Annotated in this window: 24 protein-coding genes, 2 tRNA genes and 1 pseudogene; 14 read left to right on the top strand and 13 right to left on the bottom strand. The window is 65.6% G+C overall.

What is annotated here, in order from left to right:
• The first annotated feature begins 72 nt into the window (after nucleotides 1-72).
• The 3 genes from CLV71_RS14105 to CLV71_RS47620 are packed head-to-tail and all read left to right on the top strand — an operon-like array spanning nucleotide 73 to nucleotide 1,793.
• Nucleotides 73-663, top strand: coding sequence for a TetR/AcrR family transcriptional regulator (locus tag CLV71_RS14105; RefSeq protein WP_133903139.1), 591 nt, complete (start codon nucleotides 73-75; stop codon nucleotides 661-663).
• 28 nt (nucleotides 664-691) lie between these two features.
• Nucleotides 692-1,570 (top strand): SMP-30/gluconolactonase/LRE family protein, encoded by an 879-nt coding sequence (locus tag CLV71_RS14110; RefSeq protein ID WP_133903140.1) that lies wholly within the window; start codon nucleotides 692-694, stop codon nucleotides 1,568-1,570.
• A gap of 58 nt (nucleotides 1,571-1,628) precedes the next feature.
• A complete protein-coding gene (locus tag CLV71_RS47620) occupies nucleotides 1,629-1,793 on the top strand; it encodes a hypothetical protein (protein WP_166664083.1) in 165 nt (54 codons plus the stop codon).
• Between the two features lie 2 nt (nucleotides 1,794-1,795).
• Here the strand turns inward: CLV71_RS47620 and CLV71_RS14115 are convergent.
• Nucleotides 1,796-1,868: transfer RNA gene (locus tag CLV71_RS14115), tRNA-Asn, on the bottom strand.
• A gap of 112 nt (nucleotides 1,869-1,980) precedes the next feature.
• On the opposite strand from CLV71_RS14115, the gene CLV71_RS14120 reads away from it, so the two are divergent.
• The 3 genes from CLV71_RS14120 (at nucleotide 1,981) to CLV71_RS14130 (ending at nucleotide 3,272) form a co-directional block, all read left to right on the top strand.
• Nucleotides 1,981-2,214 carry a hypothetical protein gene (locus tag CLV71_RS14120; protein WP_133903141.1) on the top strand — a complete coding sequence of 78 codons (234 nt, stop codon included), beginning with the start codon at nucleotides 1,981-1,983 and terminating at the stop codon, nucleotides 2,212-2,214.
• Nucleotides 2,189-3,178, top strand: a complete 990-nt coding sequence (add, locus tag CLV71_RS14125) for an adenosine deaminase (RefSeq protein ID WP_208297544.1) — start codon at nucleotides 2,189-2,191, stop codon at nucleotides 3,176-3,178. Before CLV71_RS14120 ends, add begins: the two co-directional genes overlap by 26 nt.
• Nucleotides 3,179-3,195: 17 nt before the next feature.
• Nucleotides 3,196-3,272: transfer RNA gene (locus CLV71_RS14130), tRNA-Ile, on the top strand.
• A gap of 352 nt (nucleotides 3,273-3,624) precedes the next feature.
• Here CLV71_RS14130 and CLV71_RS14135 read toward each other — a convergent pair.
• The 8 genes from CLV71_RS14135 to CLV71_RS14170 all read right to left on the bottom strand — a co-directional run bounded on the left by CLV71_RS14135 (nucleotide 3,625) and on the right by CLV71_RS14170 (nucleotide 8,482).
• The gene (locus CLV71_RS14135) at nucleotides 3,625-3,861 is read right to left on the bottom strand and encodes a hypothetical protein (RefSeq protein ID WP_133903142.1); all 237 of its coding nucleotides are present in this window, start codon (nucleotides 3,859-3,861) and stop codon (nucleotides 3,625-3,627) included.
• Between the two features lie 5 nt (nucleotides 3,862-3,866).
• Nucleotides 3,867-4,109 (bottom strand): hypothetical protein, encoded by a 243-nt coding sequence (locus CLV71_RS14140; protein ID WP_133903143.1) that lies wholly within the window; start codon nucleotides 4,107-4,109, stop codon nucleotides 3,867-3,869.
• Nucleotides 4,110-4,231: 122 nt separating this feature from the next.
• Nucleotides 4,232-4,885 (bottom strand): dTMP kinase, encoded by a 654-nt coding sequence (tmk, locus tag CLV71_RS14145; RefSeq protein WP_208297545.1) that lies wholly within the window; start codon nucleotides 4,883-4,885, stop codon nucleotides 4,232-4,234.
• A 137-nt stretch (nucleotides 4,886-5,022) separates the two neighbouring features.
• Entirely contained in the window at nucleotides 5,023-5,601 is a 579-nt protein-coding gene (locus tag CLV71_RS14150) for a 3'-5' exonuclease (RefSeq protein ID WP_133903144.1), read from the bottom strand.
• Complete coding sequence (locus tag CLV71_RS14155; protein WP_243866431.1) at nucleotides 5,598-6,749, bottom strand: radical SAM family protein; 1,152 nt, start codon at nucleotides 6,747-6,749, stop codon at nucleotides 5,598-5,600. Before CLV71_RS14155 ends, CLV71_RS14150 begins: the two co-directional genes overlap by 4 nt.
• Before the next feature lie 119 nt (nucleotides 6,750-6,868).
• Nucleotides 6,869-7,756 (bottom strand): helix-turn-helix domain-containing protein, encoded by an 888-nt coding sequence (locus CLV71_RS14160; protein ID WP_243866432.1) that lies wholly within the window; start codon nucleotides 7,754-7,756, stop codon nucleotides 6,869-6,871.
• The gene (locus tag CLV71_RS14165) at nucleotides 7,737-8,255 is read right to left on the bottom strand and encodes a DUF6879 family protein (protein WP_133903145.1); all 519 of its coding nucleotides are present in this window, start codon (nucleotides 8,253-8,255) and stop codon (nucleotides 7,737-7,739) included. Before CLV71_RS14165 ends, CLV71_RS14160 begins: the two co-directional genes overlap by 20 nt.
• Nucleotides 8,252-8,482 (bottom strand): hypothetical protein, encoded by a 231-nt coding sequence (locus CLV71_RS14170; protein ID WP_133903146.1) that lies wholly within the window; start codon nucleotides 8,480-8,482, stop codon nucleotides 8,252-8,254. Before CLV71_RS14170 ends, CLV71_RS14165 begins: the two co-directional genes overlap by 4 nt.
• A 195-nt stretch (nucleotides 8,483-8,677) precedes the next feature.
• Here CLV71_RS14170 and CLV71_RS14175 point away from each other — a divergent pair, with 195 nt between their 5' ends.
• The 4 genes and pseudogenes from CLV71_RS14175 (at nucleotide 8,678) to CLV71_RS14185 (ending at nucleotide 11,921) form a co-directional block, all read left to right on the top strand.
• Nucleotides 8,678-9,082 (top strand): hypothetical protein, encoded by a 405-nt coding sequence (locus CLV71_RS14175; RefSeq protein ID WP_133903147.1) that lies wholly within the window; start codon nucleotides 8,678-8,680, stop codon nucleotides 9,080-9,082.
• A 37-nt stretch (nucleotides 9,083-9,119) separates the two neighbouring features.
• A complete protein-coding gene (locus CLV71_RS14180; RefSeq protein ID WP_133903148.1) occupies nucleotides 9,120-9,488 on the top strand; it encodes a hypothetical protein in 369 nt (122 codons plus the stop codon).
• 780 nt (nucleotides 9,489-10,268) lie between these two features.
• The gene (locus CLV71_RS47625) at nucleotides 10,269-10,442 is read left to right on the top strand and encodes a hypothetical protein (protein ID WP_166664084.1); all 174 of its coding nucleotides are present in this window, start codon (nucleotides 10,269-10,271) and stop codon (nucleotides 10,440-10,442) included.
• A 175-nt stretch (nucleotides 10,443-10,617) separates the two neighbouring features.
• Nucleotides 10,618-11,921, top strand: a pseudogene (locus CLV71_RS14185) (IS701 family transposase).
• On the opposite strand, the gene CLV71_RS14190 reads toward CLV71_RS14185, so the two are convergent.
• Together CLV71_RS14190 and CLV71_RS14195 are read right to left on the bottom strand one after the other, a co-directional pair.
• A complete protein-coding gene (locus CLV71_RS14190; protein ID WP_133903149.1) occupies nucleotides 11,891-12,373 on the bottom strand; it encodes a helix-turn-helix domain-containing protein in 483 nt (160 codons plus the stop codon). The pseudogene CLV71_RS14185 and the gene CLV71_RS14190 sit on opposite strands and share 31 nt — an antisense overlap.
• Nucleotides 12,374-12,488: 115 nt before the next feature.
• A complete protein-coding gene (locus CLV71_RS14195; RefSeq protein ID WP_133903150.1) occupies nucleotides 12,489-12,770 on the bottom strand; it encodes a hypothetical protein in 282 nt (93 codons plus the stop codon).
• A gap of 274 nt (nucleotides 12,771-13,044) precedes the next feature.
• Here CLV71_RS14195 and CLV71_RS14200 point away from each other — a divergent pair, with 274 nt between their 5' ends.
• Complete coding sequence (locus CLV71_RS14200; protein WP_133903151.1) at nucleotides 13,045-14,304, top strand: helix-turn-helix domain-containing protein; 1,260 nt, start codon at nucleotides 13,045-13,047, stop codon at nucleotides 14,302-14,304.
• Nucleotides 14,301-14,861: a flavoprotein gene (locus CLV71_RS14205; RefSeq protein WP_133903152.1), complete on the top strand. Its 561-nt coding sequence runs from the start codon at nucleotides 14,301-14,303 to the stop codon at nucleotides 14,859-14,861. Before CLV71_RS14200 ends, CLV71_RS14205 begins: the two co-directional genes overlap by 4 nt.
• Before the next feature lie 172 nt (nucleotides 14,862-15,033).
• Here the strand turns inward: CLV71_RS14205 and CLV71_RS14210 are convergent, their stop codons facing one another.
• Complete coding sequence (locus tag CLV71_RS14210) at nucleotides 15,034-17,895, bottom strand: hypothetical protein (RefSeq protein ID WP_133903153.1); 2,862 nt, start codon at nucleotides 17,893-17,895, stop codon at nucleotides 15,034-15,036.
• A gap of 81 nt (nucleotides 17,896-17,976) precedes the next feature.
• Here CLV71_RS14210 and CLV71_RS14215 point away from each other — a divergent pair, with 81 nt between their 5' ends.
• A complete protein-coding gene (locus CLV71_RS14215; protein WP_133903154.1) occupies nucleotides 17,977-18,522 on the top strand; it encodes a hemerythrin domain-containing protein in 546 nt (181 codons plus the stop codon).
• Nucleotides 18,523-18,524: 2 nt separating this feature from the next.
• Here CLV71_RS14215 and CLV71_RS14220 read toward each other — a convergent pair whose 3' ends face one another.
• On the bottom strand, nucleotides 18,525-19,403 hold the full coding sequence (locus tag CLV71_RS14220; RefSeq protein WP_133903155.1) for an MBL fold metallo-hydrolase: 879 nt from the start codon (nucleotides 19,401-19,403) through the stop codon (nucleotides 18,525-18,527).
• Nucleotides 19,404-19,484: 81 nt separating this feature from the next.
• On the opposite strand from CLV71_RS14220, the gene CLV71_RS14225 reads away from it, so the two are divergent.
• The gene (locus tag CLV71_RS14225) at nucleotides 19,485-20,324 is read left to right on the top strand and encodes a LysR family transcriptional regulator (RefSeq protein ID WP_133903156.1); all 840 of its coding nucleotides are present in this window, start codon (nucleotides 19,485-19,487) and stop codon (nucleotides 20,322-20,324) included.
• Nucleotides 20,325-20,374 lie beyond the last annotated feature (50 nt).

The raw sequence follows: 20,374 nt of genomic DNA on the forward strand, positions 1-20,374 counted from the left end.
GAGTTCGCGTGAGGGGTTGAGCTGGCGGAACGCTAACGTGGGCGGGCTGAGAAAGTGCTGAGGAGGACGCGGATGGACGGGGACACCCGCGAGACGATTCGTGCGGTAGCCCTGGAGCTGTTCTCCACCAAGGGCTTCGAGCAGACGAGCCTGCGGGAGATCGCCGAGCGGGTCGGCCTGACGAAGGCGTCTCTGTACTACCACTACTCGTCCAAGCAGTCGTTGCTGCTCGCGGTGGTCGAGCCGGTGCTCACGGGCTGGCGAGCCATCGGCGACGACGCCGGAGGCCTCGCGCACACACCGCCGAACGTGCGGCACGTGGTGGAGCGGTGCCTCGACGTCCTGCTGCGCAACCGCGCGATCGTCGGGGTCTTCCAGCGGGACCCGGCCGGCGTGGCCGTGGTCGCCAAGTCGCTGTGGGAGGACTCGCTCGAGCTGGGGCGCAGGCTCGTCGGCTGGCTCGCCGGCCCGGCGCCGACCACGGCCGACCGTTTGCGTGCGGTGGCCGCGATGGAGGTGCTCGGCGCGGTGCTGACCTCCGCGACGTACGGTCTGGCCGACGTGGCCGAGGCGGAGCTGCGGGAGGTGCTGCTGCAGGCGGCGCTGAACGTGCTCGGTGTGCCCGGTGAACCCGAAGAGTCCGAAATGCGTAGTGCGGGTTGACCCTGCTCCCCACGCTTAGGACTCATCGATGATTCGACGCGTAGGTGTTGTACTGGCTGTCCTGCTCGTCCTGTCGCCGGCCACCGCGGCCGCGACCCAGGCACCGACGACCATCGCCCTGCCGCCGGGCTTCCGGCCGGAGGGCATCGCGATCGGCCACGCGCCGGTCGCCTTCCTCGGCTCCCTCGCCGACGGCGACATCTACCGGGTCGACCTGAGGACCGGCAACGGTCGGGTCGTCAGCGAGGGACCCGGCACGCCGTCGGTGGGGATGAAGCTCGACGACCACGGCAGGCTGTTCGTGTCCGGCGGTGTCGCGGGCAACGCACGGGTGATCGACACGCGGAACGGCAGGGTCCTGGAGAGCCACCAGTTGGCGACCGGCACGACGTTCGTCAACGACGTCGCCCTGGTCGGCGGGTCGGCGTGGTTCACGGACTCGAACAACCCGGTGCTGTACCGGCTGACGTGCGGCCGCGTGAAGAACGTCCCGATCACGGGCGACTTCGTGTACGGGGAGGGCCTGAACGCGAACGGCATCGCGCCGACCCCGGACGGCCGCGGCCTGCTGGTGGTGTCGTCGAACACGGGCAAGCTGTACACGATCGGGTTCAACGGCGTGTCCCGCGAGGTGGCGCTGGACTACACCCTCACGAACGGCGACGGGCTGCTGCTGTCCGGCCGGACGCTGTACGTGGTGCAGAACCGCCTGAACACGGTCGCGGTGCTGAAGCTGGACCGTGGCGCGACGACTGCGACGCTCGAGAGGACCGTGACGGACGCGCGCTTCGACGTGCCGACAACGGTCGCGTCCCTCGGAGGGCGCCTGTACCTGCCGAATGCCCGCTTCACGACCACCCCGACGCCGACCACCGAGTACCAGGTGGTGGCGATCCCGCGTCCGTGATTTCCACGATCGAGTGGTGTCGGGAGCCGGCCGCACACCGGCCCCCGTCACACTCGACATGAAGCGTGATGAGATGTGGAAGGACCCGAGAGTCGATGCGTTCATCGCCCGACTGCGCGAGGTCGCGCCGGAGCTGACCGAGGAGCAGATCGAGAACATCCGCCGGACAGCAACCGGTCCACCTATTGTGGAACCCTGGTTGGAAACCCCTCGTCAGGGGTGATGCTCCTCCAGCTGGACTCGAACCAGCAACCCTTCGATTAACAGTCGAATGCTCTGCCAATTGAGCTATGGAGGATCGCGCGCCGAACTCCGTCCGGCGAGAAGTAACTCTAGCGCACGGCCGGACGTGCCCTGCACAGGGGAGTCCCCTGGGGGATGATGGACGGACAGAGCGGAGGCGAGGACACATGAAGACGTTCATCCTGGGCGCCGCGATCGGCTACGTGTTGGGGGCGAAGGCCGGTCGCGGCCGGTACGACCAGATCATGCGGACCTATCGCAGGATCGCCGACCATCCGGCCGTGCAAGGTGCAGCCGGCATCGCAAGGGCCAAGGTCGGGGAGAAGACCGGCCTGGGCAACCGTCACAAGACCCACGCACAGAGCAACGGTCTGCGTGAGCCTGCCCTCAACAGGTCGTGACCTCGCGAAGCTGCCGAAGGCGCAGCTTCATCTGCACCTGACAGGCGCCATGCGGCCGGCCACGCTCACCGAGCTGGCCGGCCGTTACGGCGTCTCGGTACCGCAGCCGCTGCCGTCCGCCGCCGGTACGTGGGCGGCGTTCCAGTCTCGCTATGACGCGTCCCGAGCCGCGCTGCGCACGGCCGAGGACATCGCGCGGGTCATCGCGGAGGCGGCCGAGGACGACGCGCGGGACGGGTGCGGGTGGCTGGAGATCCAGGTGGATCCGACGTCGTACGCGCCGGTGTTCGGTGGTCTGGAGCCGGCGTTGGAGGCTGTGCTGGCCGGGGCCGCCGCGGCTCCGGTGTCGGTGGGGGTGCTGGTGGCGTCCAGCTGGCAGCGGTCCCCTGCTCATGCTGCCGTGTTGGCCCGCCTCGCGTCCCGGTACGCGGGCGTTGTCGGGTTCGGCCTGTCGAACGACGAGCGTGGTGCCGACGTGGGTGACTTCGCGCCGGCGTTCGAGGTGGTGCGCGACGCGGGTCTGCTGGCGGCGCCTCATTCGGGGTTCTACACGTCGGCGGCGCATGTGCGGTCCTGCGTGGAGCTTTTGGGTGCTTCCCGGATCGGGCACGGTACGTCGGCCGCGGCGGATCCTGCCGTGGTGGAGTTGCTGGCGTCGCGTGGGGTGGCGCTGGAGATCTGTCCGACGTCGTACCCGCCGTTCGGCGTGCACGAGCTGTCCGGGATTCCGCTGAGGACGTTCCTGGCGGCTGGGGTTCCGGTGGCGTTGTCGACGGATGATCCGTTGCTGTTCGGGGTGGGGCTCGCTGACCAGTACGGGATCTGCCGGGAGGCGCTGGGGCTGACGGACGAGGAGCTGGCATCGATCGCGTCGTCCGGCATCCGGGCGTCGGCGGCGCCTGCGGAGCTGAAGGCGCGCCTGCTGGCGGAGGTCGCCGACTGGCTTGCGGACGGCGCCCAGTAGGATTGCCCACCAAACTGGGGGCGGTAGCTCAGTTGGTCAGAGCAGAGGACTCATAATCCTTTGGCCGTGGGTTCGAGCCCCACTCGCCCCACCAAACCACGCGTATTCACACCACGCCAAGAGAGATCATCTCTCTTGGCGTGGTTTCGTTTTGCGCGCCGTTCTGACCGCCCAGACTGCCCCTGATCTCGTGAAACGCCGTTCGTGGCCGCTCAGCTGGCCGCGTTCGAGCGGCACAGCACGTCCAGGCACGGCCAACCCGTGCCGCACACCAGGCAGAGCCCGGCACGTTCGCTGGGCTTATGCCTGCGTAGCGCCACGACCAACTATTCTTACTGCGACACCGACTGCAGCACGTCGTCCTCGTGACGCCGATGCCTGCCGCCGCGTGTCTGCTCCGGTAGTTCGACCGTGTGCATCACGTCCCGGAAGTCCCGGCGGTGCTGTTACCCCTGTACGGCAACGCTTTGATGGTCATGCGGCCGTGGCTCCCCCCGGTGATAGGGCGGTGAGATGCAGAGCCGATTGCGCTGTTCGGCACGCAGCCACTCCCATGCTTCTTGTGCCGCGAAGCGGGCGTATTTCTGCTCGCGGAGTTCGTCCATGACCAGCCAACCGACACCCCACAAGACGAACGGCCAGATAGTCACGGTGGCCAGCAGGTACAGCAGCAACTTGTCCATGCGCGTCACACCGGACGCTGCTGTGGGGTGGTCTGCTCGGCAGCAGAGATAGCAGCTCGTCGTTGCTCGTCGGCCCGCTCCAGGACCGACAACCCGGCGCGAACCAGCTGCATACCAAGGTCCTGGTCGGCGTCCGGGCTGCTCGGTGGTGTGCGTCCGGTGTCGGCGTCGAGGTGTTCCAGTACGTACCGGCCCACCCGCGTGTTGAGGTTGGCCAGGTCCGCTACGAGCTGCTTGTCGACGTGCAAGCGGTCATCGCCTCGCACAAGATGGCCGTGGTCGTCGCAATGTTCCGCTGAGCTGGGTACGACGGGCGGCTGGGTTGGTGGGCGCACGCGCGTTTCGTCACTGCGGCGTCCGTCGGAGGTCATTAGCACGCAGCCTCCTTCGCGGCCGGGAGCGTTCGCAGGTGATCGCGGATGGCCGCCGCGGTTTGCTGCGGTTCGCGGCTGGTGCAGTCGATGCGCAGGGTGGTGTAGCCGACGGCGTTCAGGCAGCTGGTCGCGTGCTGGTAGTACGCGACTTCGGTGTGGCTGCTGTCGGGCAGCAGCTGGAAGCGGTTGTGTGCCCCTCGGGCTTCGAGCCGTTCGGCGATGACGTGGGGTTTGGCCTCCAGGATGACCGCCAAGTCGGGCCGCCTGGCGCGTGCGTTGAGCTGCCACAGGAATTCCGGGTCGACGTCATCGAAGCGCTGTATGACGAGCCCGGAGGCGACGTAGCGGTCAGAGATGACGAGGTGTCCGGCGCGGAGGTACGGCTCAATCTCGGTCTCGATGTGGTGGTAGCGGTCAGCCGCGTACAGGCAAGCCAGGGCGTTGCCCCTCACGGTCGCTGTGAGCGTTGCCGCCACTTTCCCGATCGGTCCGCCTGAGGGTTCGGCGGTGACGTGTACTTGTTCGCCTTCGGCGGCAAGCAGTTGGGCAAGATGCCGCACGATGGTGGTCTTGCCAGCACCACCGGGACCGTCGACGCTGACGAACAGGCCGGGCCGGAGACTAGTGCCGCGTCCAGGCGAGGAGGGCACGTTTCTCCGCGGCCCAGGCGGCCGCTGGCGGCGTTGCCGGAAAGCCCGAGTACAACCCGGTACGAGCGGCTTCCCGGCGCCTTGCCAGCGACCACCTGGATCCACGGATAAACGACCCTCCCCACCTGGACACGGCACTAGAAGAGGCGGGGTTCGTTATCGGGTCCACCTCCTGGTGGATGGTCGCGTAGTTCGCCAAGGGATCGCTGACCTGCGAGGTGCACGAAGAGCCGGGCGGTGACCAGTGCGTCGTAGGTGGCGCGGTGGGGTCCGTCTGTGGTGTCCAGGCCGTGCGACAGGTTGAAGTCGGCGACGAGCGAGTCGAGCTTGTAGCTGGTGCGGCCGGGCAGCAGGCGGCGGGCCAGCTTGAGCGTGTCGAACACCTCGGGGCACTCCCAGTCGCCGAGCTTGCGCTGGAGGACGCCGATGTCCACATGTGCGTTGTGCGCGATCAGGGCCGAGGCGTCGAGTGCATTGCGCACGTCGGCCTCGACGTACGCGAACATCGGCGCGTCTGCCACCTGCTCGTTGCTGATGCCGTGGACCTTGCGCGCAAAGTGCGTGATCGGCTGGTCGGGCTTCACCAGCCAGCTTTTCGGCTCACCGACGCTGCCGGCCACGATCGGCACTGCGGCCAGCTCCACCAGGTCGGGCGGCTGGTGGCCGTGGCCTTCGACATCGACAACGACGTAGTCCAGCGTGGTCCAGTCCGTCATGGCGTGGTGCCCTTCCATCCGATGTCAGCCCGGCCGTGCCGGTGCGCGTGGTGCGGATGGCGGACGTCGTGCACCTGGAAACCGAGTGCGTGTTGCAGGAAGTAGCGCGGCTGCTCGGTTGTCAGCCCGGACACGACGGCCGCCCGTGGGGAGATGTCTACGACCTCCAAGCCCTCAACTTCAGGCAACACGCGGGCCACATCGTGTATGTCTTCGGCGGTTGGCACGCGGTGCGCCTGGGCACAGCGGCCGAGCTGGACGAGCGGGCAGATGTCGCACAACTCCCGGACGCCGTAGTGGCCGTTGTAGTCCGGCACCCCGTGGACGTAGGACACCGCGCAGGAGGTCTTGCGGAACAGCTTGCGCGAGTCGTTGAACGTGCCGAGGATGCGGCGCTCCAGCGTCTCGGGCACGATCTTGCGGCGCGCGGTGTCCTCGTACGGCTCCGGCAGGCCGTTGGCCTTGTAGTACGCGGCGATCTCCTCGCGGTAGAACAAGCCGGTGAACACCGTCGCGTCGGCGTGGGTGCCCAGCTCGTGCGCCGCCGCCAAGTGCTCCGCGCTGTCGTTGAGGCCGGGCACAAGCGGGCGCCAGTACAGAACAGTCCGGTAGCGGCGCTCGGTCGGCGCGCTCATCAGCTTCAGCGACGCAGCCGCCACGTGCGACGGGTACGGCTCTATCCGCTGGTCGTCGATGCCCGAGTAGGTGAACAGCAGCGTCACCTTGAGGTGCCGCAACCGGTTCATGCGCCCGATGTCGTCCGGCTTGAGCTGGTGGCGCGTGATGACGAGGACGTGGTTGGTCAGCTCCCGCCGGTCCAGGTCCTCGAGGACGGCGAAAGTGTGCGGGCGCACCTTCGGCAAGAACGGCTCCGTCGCCCGGTTGAACAGCTGCACCGGCGTCATTTGCGGCTGAAAGTACCGGTGCTCGACCAGCTCACGGACCGCCTCGGCGTCGGACATGAGCGCAACCGGCTGGTTCTCGTCCCACAGCCCGTAGGTGTGCCGGATGCAGTACGCGCACCCCAGCGAGCACCCTTGGATGTGGTTCAGGCTCAAGCCGCTCTTGCGGTACTCCACCACCTCGCGAGCCCGCTCGGGTAGGCGGTCGATCTGGTCTCTGGTAAGGAGGGGCACGAATGTAGCCACAGGCTCTCTCCAAGATCAGCAGGGGAGGACTTCTGGAGAGTAAGCAGGCGAACACGCGTCTGTGGAGCAAATTGCTCGGAATTGCTCGCAATAGTGAGATTGGTGCCGATGCCGGGCAATCAGTCGGAACTGTCCGGCACTTGCTCGGACAGGTCATCGATCACCTGCGTGATGATCGTCCGGGCGGCACGGCCGTAGCTGGCGACGGACGCCAACGAGTCGAAGATGTTGCTGTACAGCGCCGTCTCCTGCGGCTGGGCGAGGTTCAGCTCGGCCGAGAAGGTCTCAACCATCACACGGTCGTCGTCCAGCAGCCAGAAGCCGTGCGCCGGGGCCACGACGTACGCTGTCTCGAACCCGATGATGCCGAGCTTGACGTTCGGCAGTGCCGCCATCGAGATCAGACGGTCGAGTTGACCGAGCATGACTTCGGGCGTGCAGAGCCGGTAGCGCAAGACCGCCTCGGTGAGGACGAAGTGGAAGCGCTTCTCAGGCCGGTACAGCACGTCTTGTCTTTGGATACGAGTCTGCACTGCCTGGTGGATGTCGTTGGGAATCTTGAAGACGGTGAGGCTTTGGGCGACTCGTGCTCGTGCGTACTCGGCGGTCTGCAACAGACCCGGCACGTAGGTGGACTCGAAGACCCGAAACATCCGCGTCCGGGCGTTGATCTCGGCGATTTCCGACTGGTGGGGCTTCAGCCCGCCCCGAAGCTGCCGCTGCCACTCGGTGTACTGCAACTCCAGCGTGTGCAGCGAGGCCAGTAGATCGGCCGTCTCGGCTTCGCGGTCCGTAGCTCGCGTCCAGGCATGGATGTCCTCGTCGCTCGGCGTCTGCTTGCCGTTCTCGATCTTGGACACTTTGGAGGGCTGCCACGACAACGACTCCGCGAGTTCCTTGCCGGATAAACCAGCGTCAACACGGAGCCCGCGAAGTCGTCCGCCGAGTGCGATGCGGGCCTCTTGAACGTTGGTAGCGCCCGACGTTCTACCCTGCGGCAAAGTCACCTCGTTTCACTGCCTTGTGCCAGGCGGCGTCGCGCCGGTAGTTGTGAGCCACGACTGCGGCCGGATCGTCGATGACCTCGGCACCGAGAAAGTTCTCCTCATCGTCGAAGTGCATGCGTACCAGCTTGCGTGAATCGAACAGCCAGTAGTCGTAGTCGGGCAAGTCCGCTGCCTGGTCACGGGTGAGATAGCGGATGTCTTCTCCAGCAGCGTTCGTGTACTCCGAACAGAAGATGCCGAACCGGCTATAGTCCGTGAGCGGCATCGACACGACGCGCACGCGGCTGAACCGCCGACCATCGGCGGTCGCCTGCCGGATCATGGAAAGCCAGTTGTTGAACCAGCCCATGTCCACATCCTCGCCCGCGATGAACTGGCGCAAGGCGGCGGTCTCGTTGTCCGACTTGTACTCGTCCCGTGTCTCCAGCCGGAAGGCCGTGTGCTCGAACTCGCGGAACAGACGGCCGAACTCCGGACCCGGGTCGATGAACTCGGTCAGGACTGCTCCTCCAGGTACCGGCGGGCGTACATCTTCAAAACGTCTTCGGGGATCTCGATCAAGGTCTCATGGTCGGGCACTGGGCCGACATCGGCCAGGGCCTGCGGGTCTGTGACCTTCCAGCCCTGGGCGATGTAGGTCACACGGTCCGTCCGATTGGTGGCGAACAGCGTCGGCGATTGACCCTCTTGAGAGTCGGGGTCCTTGCCGAGGAAGTAGGCGTGCATGATTGTCCTATCTGAGCAATTTCGCGACATTGCTTGCCATGATGACGTGTGGTCGGATGCTCGTCAACAACAAGGGGGTTGGCCTATCGCGCGCATACATGCGAGGGCAGTCCCGGGAGGCGTGGAGTTCCGCCGGGGCCGTTGGCTATCCGATGAACCGGTAACACTCGCTTTACCTCGGGCGAGACATGAATCATGGTCCGTCTCGTCTCTACTGTGATAGCTGGTAGTGCCCTGCTCGTCGTGGTGACAGCCTGCGGCACCCAGTCGACCGCGTCCTCGCCATCGACGACGGTTGACATCCAGTCGGTCGAGGAGGCGGCTGGCATCCCGCCCAAGCCCGACGCTACGACGAAGCAGGCTTACATTGCCGAGCTGGTTGCCATCGACCCGGACATAGTTCACGGCAAAGAGGACAAGGCTGTAAGCCGCGGCAGGGACCAGTGCTCCAGTGTCAAGCAGTGGCCGAACGACCAAACGAAGCTCGTCGACCTGACCGAGCAACGCTTCACCTCGCCTGATCACCCCGAAGGCTTCGGACCTGAGAAGTCCGCCCAGATGCTCGCTGTGGTCCGCAAGTACTTGTGCCCGACGTATTGATGAGGTATTGGATCTATTGAAGGTAGAGGAGCAGCGGGTGTCCGAAAATCAGTCAGGCTCCGACGCTGAACGCGAACGACTCGCACGAGAGTTCACCGAGGAGATGTACGAGGGCTATCGATACTTGGCTCGTACGATCAATTACCGCGCGAAGCAGTTTCTAGAGATGGTCACTCTGCAAGGCGGCGTCGGTGCTGCCCAGGCGCTGCTTCGTGGCCGAGATGCTTCTGACGGCTTCACCCGGCTATGGCAAGAGAACATGCTCGACCGGAGTGTCGAGGCTTCGGTGTTGCGCCCAAAGTACGAACCATTGTTCACGGACCAGGAGCGCGACATAGCTCGTCGTCGCCTTGAAGCGCACGAGTTCGACGTTGACGGATTTCTTGCGAGTATCCAACAATGCTAATAGTCTTCATCGGCAACTCCGCTATGAACTTCAAAAGGAGATGCGAGGCCGCGCGGTTCCGTAAGCTATAATTGACTGTATGAGCACCTCGGACGAAAAATTTCGCGAGATACTAAACTTCAGTGGATTTCCCTTCCAGTACTACTGTGCTGATAGGATCTCGCGACTGCAAGGGTTCGAAGTAGCGACGGAGGTTCCGTTTACTCACCCGCGCACCAATGGTCCGTTGCTGGGTGTTCATGGTTCCATAGATATCCTAGCTGCTCGGCCTGCCCGAGATGACTAATGGCTACTTTGCTTCATTGTCGAGTGCAAGAAGGCGAACGACAAGATCAAAAACTGGGTTCTTCTTGCGAATGAGCAACAGCGACCCAAGTGGTCAACGTTTGTGTACTCGCAGCTAGACGACGAAAAGATCGAACTTCTCGGCGCGACACGCAGCCCTGTGTTTCCTGAGTTCGGGTACCATCGTGGCCGTGAGTACGACTATTGTATCAACAGAATTGAGGTCAATACTGCCCTTACAGCGGCTAACAGTAATACAATCGAGAAGATATACAATCCACTTCGCCAGGTGCTCCATGCTGCGCGTGCGTTCGAAAGCTCTCCGCCAAAGATAGTCGAAGGCATTGAGTATTTCCGCGAGTCACGACGACACCATCGGCTCTTTGTTTCCGTCATTCTCACGACAGCCAATATCTACGTGGCGAGCTTTCCTTGTGAGAAGGTGCCGGGCGGAGAAGTTGCTGTAGGCGACCTGTCGATAGGTGCTCCGAGGAAATGGGCGACTACGAATTTCCATTGCCGGACTATCTCAGCTATGAGGTTCCGAGGGGGGATGGTCCAACTTTTGTCAATAAACGCACGGTGTTTATCGTGAACGATTCTGCTATAGATGATTTCTTCTCGAAAGCAACATTGGTGGAACAGCTTGGCGGAGCCCCGATTGAGTGATGCAGAGTATCAGCCGAAAGGCGTGGTATCGATCATCCCGGTTGCTGTCCTTCTAGTACTCCAGCCGGACTTCGTGATCTTGGCTGGTGAGGGGTGCTTGGAGTTGGGTGCGGCCACCAGTTGATCATGAGTGGTTGTGTGGACTACTCAAGATCGTGTGGTGGCCGCGGCTGCCATGGTAAGCCCTGGTGTGGGTGTGGATCCGGTCGGCTGGCGGGCGAGGTTCGACCAGTTGATGGCTCGGGTGGCCAAGCGGTTCAAGCGGGTAGAACCGCGTCGACGAGCCGGAGCGTTCGTGGAAGGGCTGCTGGCTGATCTGCCGCGGAAGAACTGCTGGACGATCGCCGAACACGCTGGTGATGTGACGCCGGACGGGATGCAGCATCTTTTGTCGCGGGCGGTGTGGGATGCCGACGCGGTGCGCGACGACGTGCGGGCGGTGGCGGTGGAGTGCCTGGGTGGCATCGACGCGATGCTGGTCGTGGACGAGACCGGGGACCTCAAGAAGGGCGTCTGCTCGGTAGGGGTCCAGCGTCAGTACACCGGAACCGCCGGCCGGATCGAGAACGCTCAGGTCGGGGTTTTTCTGACCTATACCACCAAAATCGGACATACCCTGATCGACCGCGAGCTTTATCTGCCCCGCTCGTGGACCGGTGTTCCCGAGCGGTGCGCGGCGGCTGGGGTGCCCGAGGACACAAGGTTTGCGACCAAACCGGCTCTGGCCTCGCGGATGATCCTGCGTGCTCTCGATGCCGGTGTGCCCGCGAAGTGGGTGGCTGGCGATGAGGTCTATGGCGGCAACCCGACGCTGCGAGGCGATCTGGAGAAGCGGCAGGTCGGATACGTCCTGGCGGCGGCCTGCGACCACCACGTCACCACAGCCACCGGCACCGGTCGGGCTGACGAACTGGTGGCAGGGCTACCGAAACGCGTCTGGCAGCGGCTGTCCGCCGGTAAAGCGCGAAAGGACACCGCTTCTACGACTGGGCCTGGATCCGACTGGTGGGTGGAGCGAACGAGCCTGCCGGGCACCGGTGGCTGCTGATCCGCCGCAACCGCCGCACCGGCGAGCTGGCCTACTACCGCTGCTACGCACCCACACGAATGCCACTGGCCACGCTGGTCCGGGTCGCCGGACGTCGTTGGACAGTGGAGGAGTCATTCCAAACCGGCAAAGGCCAGACCGGCCTGGACGAACACCAGTGCCGCACCTGGACGTCCTGGCACCGCTGGACAACGCTCGTGATGCTGGCCCACGCCTTCCTGGCCATCACCACCGTCACGGCCCGTTCCAGCCCGGCACCGGCAGGACTGATTCCGTTGACACTGAACGAAATCCGCCACCTCTACAACAAACTCGTGATCGACCCGGCTACTGACATCCAGCACGTCCTGCGCTGCTCGCACTGGCGCAGGGAACATCAATACCGCGCTCAGCAAGCCCACTACCAGCGACAATCGCACACGGAACCATGAAGATCACGATCTACGACTGGAGTACCAGGCCATCCTCGGGGCCGCATCTTGACGCCAGCGGCGATGAGCCGGTCACGGACGGCGTTGTTACTGACGCCGTACTGCTTGGCGATGGTCGTGATGGACCGGCCGTCGCGGTAGTGGCTGATCACCTGCTCAAGCTCATCTTCTGTGATGGCGGGTAACCGAGTGTCAATGCCTCTGGTCTTGAGGTGCCGCCCTACGGTGATGCGGTTGATGCCGAACTGCTCAGCGAGTTGGAAGACGGTAGCCCCAGCCTGGTAGGTATCCACCAGCTTGTCGATCTCGGCTGGCTTGAGCTGGCGGGCGGTCTTGCAGGTCACCTCAGTGGCTGCTACCTCGATAGGCGACCCAGTCGACCAAGAGTTGGCCAGCTCCAGCAGCCGCAGAACTGGGCGGTCGGGGTGTGAAAGGGCCTTGACGACCCCCACCGCATAGCTCGCTTACGTTGGACGGGCGCAGTCATTGGCTGGTGTCGGTGTATCTGAGGCGAGCTGGAACGCCTTACGTGTTTGCTCGGTCGGTCAGCGCTCGGAGGGTCTGCTATTACGTTCCTCGAAGTCTCGAATCGCCCTCGAATGGTTCAGAGGGTGCGTTCGGAGCAAGCTGGCGATGGGCTCGTTCGAGCACCCTGCCGGCGAGCGCGGTCATCATCTCTGCGAGCCGTCGCTCTTCGGTCATATTGGGTGGTTCAGCCTGTAGCGCGTCTACCGCCAGGTAGCGCAGGATGTAGTGACCGAGCCGTTCGTTGAGCTTGCCGAGTTCGGCAATGAGCACACGATCGTGGTGCCCGTCGTGGTCGGACGGGGAGAATGGTTCGAGGGCCACGGTTACACGTCTCTCGTTGAGCTGGTGCGATCAGTTTCGGCGGCATCCAGCGCCAGTGCTGCGACTGCGGATGGCGTGCCGGCGCATCCCGGGGAAGGTGCCGCTGGCAGCGGTCGCCCGAGAAATACCGACGCTGGATGCCGTAATCGTCAAGCTATGCCGCGCTCAAAGGCTGAAGCTGTACAAACTGTCCGATCTCATGTGCAGTGTGGACACACTCGGCGGTTACCCTGAAGCGGAGGAAACGCAGCCGAACATGGGGTGATCCACTGCCGTGACCAGCGCCGATGATGACGAACTGCAACGCCGTCGCCAGGCGGCCGATACAGTTCTGTATTGGATGCGGCGTCGTGGGCTGACCCGGCAGGTCTTCGCCGATCGCCTCGGCAAGTCGATCAGCTGGGTAGACAAGATCAAGAACGGCGACCGGCAGCTAGACCGCCTGAGCGTGCTCCGCCAGATTGCCCACGTGCTCGACATCCCCTTGCAGGTGCTCATCGACCCCGACGAAGCCGACCGCCGGCGCCACTGTCCGGATGGAGGTGACATCGCCGCCATCCGCTCGGCGCTGCGCCGCTATGACGCCATCACCAACGTCTTCCGTCCGAACGGCGACGTCCTGCCCGAGCCGAATCTGACCCAGCTGGAGCGCTTGGTGCGCTACGGCTGGATGGCCTTCCAGGTGTCGAACTACCAGGCCATCGGCCAACTGCTTCCCGATCTCATCCGCGAAGCACAGGCCGCCGTCTGGCAGTTGGCTGATGATGACCAACGGGCCGCGCAAGCCTGGCTGGCCTGGACGTATCAGCTGACTGCGGCGACAGCTTTCAAGCTTGGCGATGCTCAGCTCGGCTGGGTGGCGGCTGATCGAGGTATCCAGCTTGCCGAGCAGACCGAGAATCTGACGCTCGTCGGCAGCGCGGCTCGCTGGGTAGCCCACGCCTTGATCGACACCTACCGCAGTGGCGATGCCGTCACCATGGTGCGCTCTGCGGCGGACCGCCTGACGCCCCACCTCAGGCAAGCCGACACGGCCTTCATGTCGGCCTACGGCATGTTGTTGCTCAAAGGCAGCATCGCCGCAGCTCAGCTGTACCAGGCAGCGGATGTTCGTGATCTGCAAGCCGAAGCCTTGGCGGTCGCTGGCAGGTTGGGAACTGCTTCCAACGTACTGTGGAGTTCATTTGGTGCCACAAACGTGCGCGTCCATCAAGTATCTGCCCTGGCCGACATGCAGGGGGGCGGTCGAGCGACCGAGGCCGCTGCCACCGTCTCCCAGGTTGAGCTGATGAACCTGCCCAAGGAACGACGCGCCAGCCATCTGGTCGACGTTGCCCGCGCCTACCTACAGGCTGGCAAGCGTGACGACGCCGCGTTCAATCTGCTCGAGGCGGATCAGTGTGCTCCCGACGAGGTTCGCTGCCGCCAGTTGACCCGTCAGCTCATCGAGGGTTTGGTGCGCAGCTACCCGCGCGGTACTCGCCCGTCGACTGCGTTGATCAACCTTGCGCGTGCTGTCGGGGTCACTGTATGAACACGGCTCAGGCGCAGCGGGTGCTCTATGTCGTCACCTGCGCCACGCTGGCGGCTCGCGACATCGGCAAGCTCGTCGACCTGGCGCAAGCTGACGGGTGGAAGGTATGTGTCATCGCTACGCCGATGGCAACGCGGTTCATCGACCGGACCGCTTTGGAGGAGCTGACCGGCTACCCCGTGCGCAGCGACTACAAGCAGCCGGGAACGGCCGATGCCCTGCCCCCTGCTACTGCCATGGTCGTTGGTGGGGCTAGCGCCAACACCATCAACAAGCTGGCGGCTGGGATCTCGGACAACCTGGCGCTCGGCGTGCTCAACGAAGCCATCGGGCTGGGGCTGCCACTGGCGATCCTGCCGTTCGTGAACACCGCCCTTGCTGCCCACCCTGCGTTCGACCGCAGTGTTCAAGAATTGCGAGCCGCTGGTGTCGACGTACTCCTGGGCAACGGGAGGTTCGTCCCGAACCCACCTGGCGAGGGCGAGAAGACGTTGCCAGGTTATCCGTGGGAGGCGGCGCTGTTAGCGGTGGAAAAGCTGCTTGACGTCGCGGAGTAGGCGCGGGACCTAGGTCGCGCGTACATGAGTCAGCACCGCTTTCGGTGCTTCTACGACACGTGTCCGAAGCTCTTCGTCACGGCTCGACCCAACACCAAGTATGGCGGTGCATGCGGATAGGTGGGCGCAGCTGATCGCTCTCGTTGCGCTTGCCCAGCAATAACCCGGCCGTTCAGCGGCGGGCGCGGTGCCACAGGGCGGGCCAGCCGCCTCTGTCGAGTAACGCAGTGGGGACTCGTAAACCATCTTCCGCTATTCGCTGGTCGAACGAGTCCACCGGGGTACCCAGTTCGGCTGCCGCTGGGAGGGCCTGTTGCCACGGGCCCTGCTCGTCCGACAGGTCGGTCGCCGGGAAGCCGGGTACCGCGGTCGCTCCCGGGGCTACCAGCCGTACGGTGTCCTGCGATGTCGGGGTACAGGTTGTCGCGATTACCAAGGCACACAAGAACTCTACGGATGGGTTGCGGGCTGCCGACCGGTACAGCGTCTCACTGCCGACCAGATCGCCCATCGCCTTGCGTACTGTCCTCGCCACCACGTCCATCGCGTATGCCGGTGCTATCTCCGGGGTTCGTACCAGCGCACGTAGCGTGCGGGGGAGCGGTGCGTCGTCCGTGAGCGTGGTCAGTCGGTCGTACTCGCGTAACCGGGGGTCCAGGCGGTCGATCGCGGTGGTCAGGGGGCGGACCTCTGTGGCTCGCCATACCGCCGCCGCGGTCAGGTTGTCGTTGCCCAGGGCATCGTGCAGTAGTTCTACGTGCCTGGCGTGACCGATCCTCCTCAGTGCGACCACTGCCGCCGCCGGGTCGAAGTCCGCGTGCTGTCCGAGTTTGCTGGCCAGCACGGTGTAGGTGCGCCTCGCGGCCGCCACGGGCGCCGTTGCCAGTGCTCGTTCCACCTCGAATGTCAGGGCACTCCTGAGATCCGCTGGCAGGCGGTTGGTGGTCGAGCGGCGGGACGCACCGCCCCGGGATCGCACCGGTGGTACTGGGAGCGCCGGCTCGGGCTTGGACGGGGCGGGCGGCGCCAGCGTCTTCACCCACTGCCTGACCTGTTTCGCCAAGGTCGGGTCGACGGCGTCGTTGAAGCGTGCACGCAGCTCGTGGACCTGCCAGCCGCCTGTCTGTCGTCTGATGTCCAGGTTCGCCACGATATGGCCGTCGCCGTCATCCCGGAGTGCCATCAGGATGCACTGGCCTCGCTGTGCCTGCTCGGCGTACCACGAACCGCCGATGCAGTTGCCCATATAGCTCGACCACTCGGCCAGTTGCCTCGGGTCGCGGCCCAGCTCCACCGTCAGTGCCGTGCCCGGTACGACCTGTTTGTTCAGCGTCGATATCTCCGGTGGGATCGGGAAGTCGCCCACGCTGGCCTCGGTGACCGCCGCGTCCCTGCCTACTCCCTCGACCAGCTCGCGCCAGCTGCCGCAGCGGGGCGGTGGGGTAGCGCCGAACGCCACCAGTTGGGCGACGCCGGCAGCCGCCAGTGGTACGGAGTCCGCGAGTGGCTGGCCGGGTTCCTGCGGTGGTGCCGGCAGGTCGTAGTCCAGTACCGGCGTCGGGCGCGCATGTTGTACGGCGGCGGCCTCGTTGCCGTAGATCGGCGCCAGGGCGTCGGCCAGGTCGGCGTACCACAGCAGGTCGTGTGGTGTTTCCAGCTCGGCCGGAGCTGTCTCGGGGTTCGTGGTCAGTCGTTGCGCCAGCGTCGTTTTCGGGCCGTCGGGGTGTGCGTCGGCCAGCGGTGGTTGTTCCCACTCGCCCGGCGCCCGGTGGAATCCCGTGGCGGCGCGCCACTTGCGTAGCTTGGCGTCCTGCCACGGTTTGCAGGTGTCCCAGCAGTTGTGCAGTGGTTGCTCGTCCATGATCGTGATGCGCGTGGTCACCGCGTCGAGGACGACGACGCCGTAGTTGCGGGCCATCGCGACCCGTTCCTTCACGTACGTCTCGATCTTTCTCGTGGGGACCTGCTCCGGGTGCAGCAGGTTCACCAGGTCGTGGACATAGCGCCCTGGCCGCGCCGGATGGCTGTACGCGCCCTCGGGACGGCGGGTTGCCGCGGTTCGCGCCGGCTGTTTCAGGCACGCGTCCGCCGCCGCCAGCTCGTCGTGGTGTCTCCGCGCCGCGACCGCCAGGCTTTCGTCCGACATCGTTCTCGCGAACCGGAGTAGTGCGGTTGCCGCGATGGCGTCGTGCAGGAGATGTTCCAGCTCTCGGGCGGTGAACCACACGGGTGGTTGCCAGCGGGCCGCGGCGGCCAGCGTCGGGTTCACGCCGACGCCACAGATCAGCTGTTGGACGATCGACTCGTCGAAGTGAACGCGGTGGCGTTCGCGGAGTCTGTCGACGCGGTCTGCGCTGGTCTGTGTCGCGGCCAGGTCGACGAGGCGCTTGCGGTCGAGCAGTCGTGCGCACACGTGTTGCCACAGGCTGACGATCAGGGTCAGCCTTCTCGGTCGTTGGTAGCGCGTCAGTACCTGGGACAGGTGGTCGGCCAGTGTGGACGCCGCGCCGTGTGAGAACGGGTCGGTTCCCTCCGGGGCCCGCAGCTCCAGAACCTGTTCCAGTTGTTCCGGGCCCACGAGGTCGGACACCGCCGACGCCAGTTGCAGTGCCGCCCAACGCTCCTCGGCGATGGCCTCGTTCGCCGCGGCGCCGACTCTCTTGGTCGCTGACAGGCCGAACAGTGCCACCAGGACGGCGGTTCGGTCGCCAAGGCGGTGTGCCTCGTACGCGCCCAGGAACCTCATGGCGGCCAGCACCGCGTCGCGGCGGTCGCCCGTGGCGCCTGCCAGCCTCGCCGACGTGAAGCCGTTGCCCAGGTCGACGCCTGCCCCTGCGGCGACCTCGGTGCCGTGGGTCACCAGGAAGGTGAGCTTTCTGGTCGCCTCTACCGGGTCCGCCCCGGCTGGGCCCACGGCCACGGGGGAGCCGGGGCCCGCGTGGTCGTCGGCAGGCGTCGGCTCACCGCCCGGGGTTGGCAGCCAGCTGCGCAGCCCCGGTCCGGTTGTCACCCCGAACGCCAGTCGTGTGGACACCTGTCCATGATCTCGTACCCGCGCCACCCAATTGATGGTCGCCGTTGAGCGGGGCGCCTCGCGGGGCGGTAGAACTTAGCCATGAACGACGTCGTGGATGTGCATCGGCCGGTTTCCGGTGATGTCATCGATCTCATCCTGGCCGATCACCGGCTCTTCGAGATGTTGCTCCGGCAGCTGCGGGACGCCAGTGCCGACCGTGCGGTGGTGCGGGACGCGTTGGCCAACGTGCTGGTCGCGCACGCCGAGGCCGAGGAGAAGTTCGTCTACCCCAAGCTGCGCAAGCGGTCCGCGGTCGGCGCGCACGAGGCCGAGCACGGCGCAGAGGAGCACGCCGAGGGGCACGAGGCGCTCCTCAAGGTGTTGGAGCTGAAGGGAACCGACACCAAGGCGTTCGACGACGCCGTCGAGGAGCTGTCGGGGACCATCAACCACCACCTGGTCGAGGAGGAGCTGACCATCCTCAACCCCGCCAGGGAGGAGCTCGGGGCACGCGCCAAGGCCGATCTCGGCGCGGAGTTCCTCAAGGAGCGCAACCGGCAGATCGACGAGAACTGCGGGACGTTGACCAACGTGCGTGCGCTCGTCGCCCGCAGCAGGCGTGAGGGCAAGCTCGACGACGACTGACGTCAGCCCGCGTCGTGAAAGAGGCAGCCGACGCCCTTCTCGATCCATTCCCGGCCTGCCCAGTCCGGGTGGCGTGCCAGCATCACGGCGGTGACCTCCTCGACGACCGTGTCCTCGGACATGGCCGAGTCGCGGCGGCGCCAGGTCTCGTCGCGGAGCAGTTCCAGGTAGTCGACGATGTCGGTCAGGATTCCGGGGCCGCCGAGATCGCCGTGTCCGGGGACGACCGTCGTGGGGTGCTCCTCGACCAGTCGTCTCATCACCTCGAGCCAGCGGACTCCCGACACGTCCACGTCGTGCGGCGGGAACCACGGGAAGATCGCGAACTGGCCGGTCTCCACCAGGTCGCCGGTGAACAGGACGCCGTCCACCCCGACCACCTGGTCGCCCCTGCTGTGTGCGCGGCCCGTCGCGCGCAACGACACCGTGCGGCCACCGAGGTCCAGGTCGTACGACTCGTCGAACACGACGTCCGGCGTGGCCAGTGCCACGCCCTCCAGCTCGTGGGCGACCGACTCGCCCAAGCTACGGAACATGTCCAGGTAGCCCGGGCCCTTCACCGCGAGGTCCTCCGCCTGCCGCCGGTTCACCACGAAGGTCGCCTCCGTGGCGAACGTCTGCGCGCCGAACGCGTGCTCCGGGTGGAAATGCGTCGTCGTCAGGTACAGGCGGCGACCTTTCGCGTACTCGGTCGCGAGGGCCAGCACCTTCTCCGCGTTGCGCGGGCCCATGCCGGTCTCCACCACCAGGACCGAGTGCGAACCGCCGATCACGCCGATGTTCGGCACGAGGGGTAACCGGCGGTTCGGGATGACCACGACGTCACGCGCGATCTCCTCTGCTCCACCGACATCGACGACAGGTGCCACGAGTTCAGCCACGCCACCAGGCAACCGCCGTCGACGCGTGCCGTCCAACACCGATGTCGGGCTCCCGATACCGACCGGGTATCGTGCCTGGTGATGGAGCTGCGTCTGCTGGCCTATTTCGTCGCGGTGGCCGAGGAACGACACTTCGGCCGGGCCGCCACGCGCCTGCACATCAGCCAGCCGCCACTCAGCCGTGCCATCCGGCAGCTCGAACACGACCTCGACGCCGTGCTCCTGCACCGCTCACCATCGGGCGTCGCGCTCACCCCGGCAGGCAAGGTCCTCTACGACGACGCCCGGACCCTGCTCGCACAGGCCGAGCAGGCCCGCGTCCGCGTGGCGGCGGCAGCGGGCACCGACACCATCACAGTCGGCTCGCTCGCAGGCAGTGCCGAGCAGTTCGGCGACCAGCTCGTCGTCGCGTACCGGCGGCAGCACCCCGGCATCCGGGTCAGGGTGAGGGAGGCCGACTTCACCGACCCGACTTCCGGGCTGCGCAAGGGACTCGTCGACGTCGCCCTGACCCTCGCGCCGTTCGACGGCACCGGCGTCGTCACCCACGTGCTGCGCTCGGACCCGGTCGGCGTGGTGCTCCGCGACGACGACCCGCTGGCCACCCGCGACAGCCTGACCCTCGACGACCTCGCCGGACGGCGCTGGTTCCGCTTCCCCGACGGCACGGACCCCGTGTGGCGGGCGTTCTGGCGTGCCGACAGCGACGGGCCGGAGGTGCGCACCGTGCACGAGTGCCAGCAGGCCGTGCTGTGGAACGGGACCGTCGGGCTCGCCCCGCTCACCCACCGGCAACCGGCCGGCCTCACCGCGGTTGCCTTGCGGGACATGCCTTCCTGCGAACTCGTCGTCGCCTGGCCCGCCGACAACCCCAGCCCGCTCGTCCGCTCGTTCGTCCGGACCGTCACGGAACTCACCTAGCAGCAAGCGTTTACCGCGCGTGCTCGGCCTGGAACCGTTGACAGGGCGCC

This window comes from Actinophytocola oryzae (genome assembly GCF_004364325.1).
In the GTDB taxonomy this organism is placed as follows: Bacteria; Actinomycetota; Actinomycetes; order Mycobacteriales; family Pseudonocardiaceae; genus Actinophytocola; species Actinophytocola oryzae.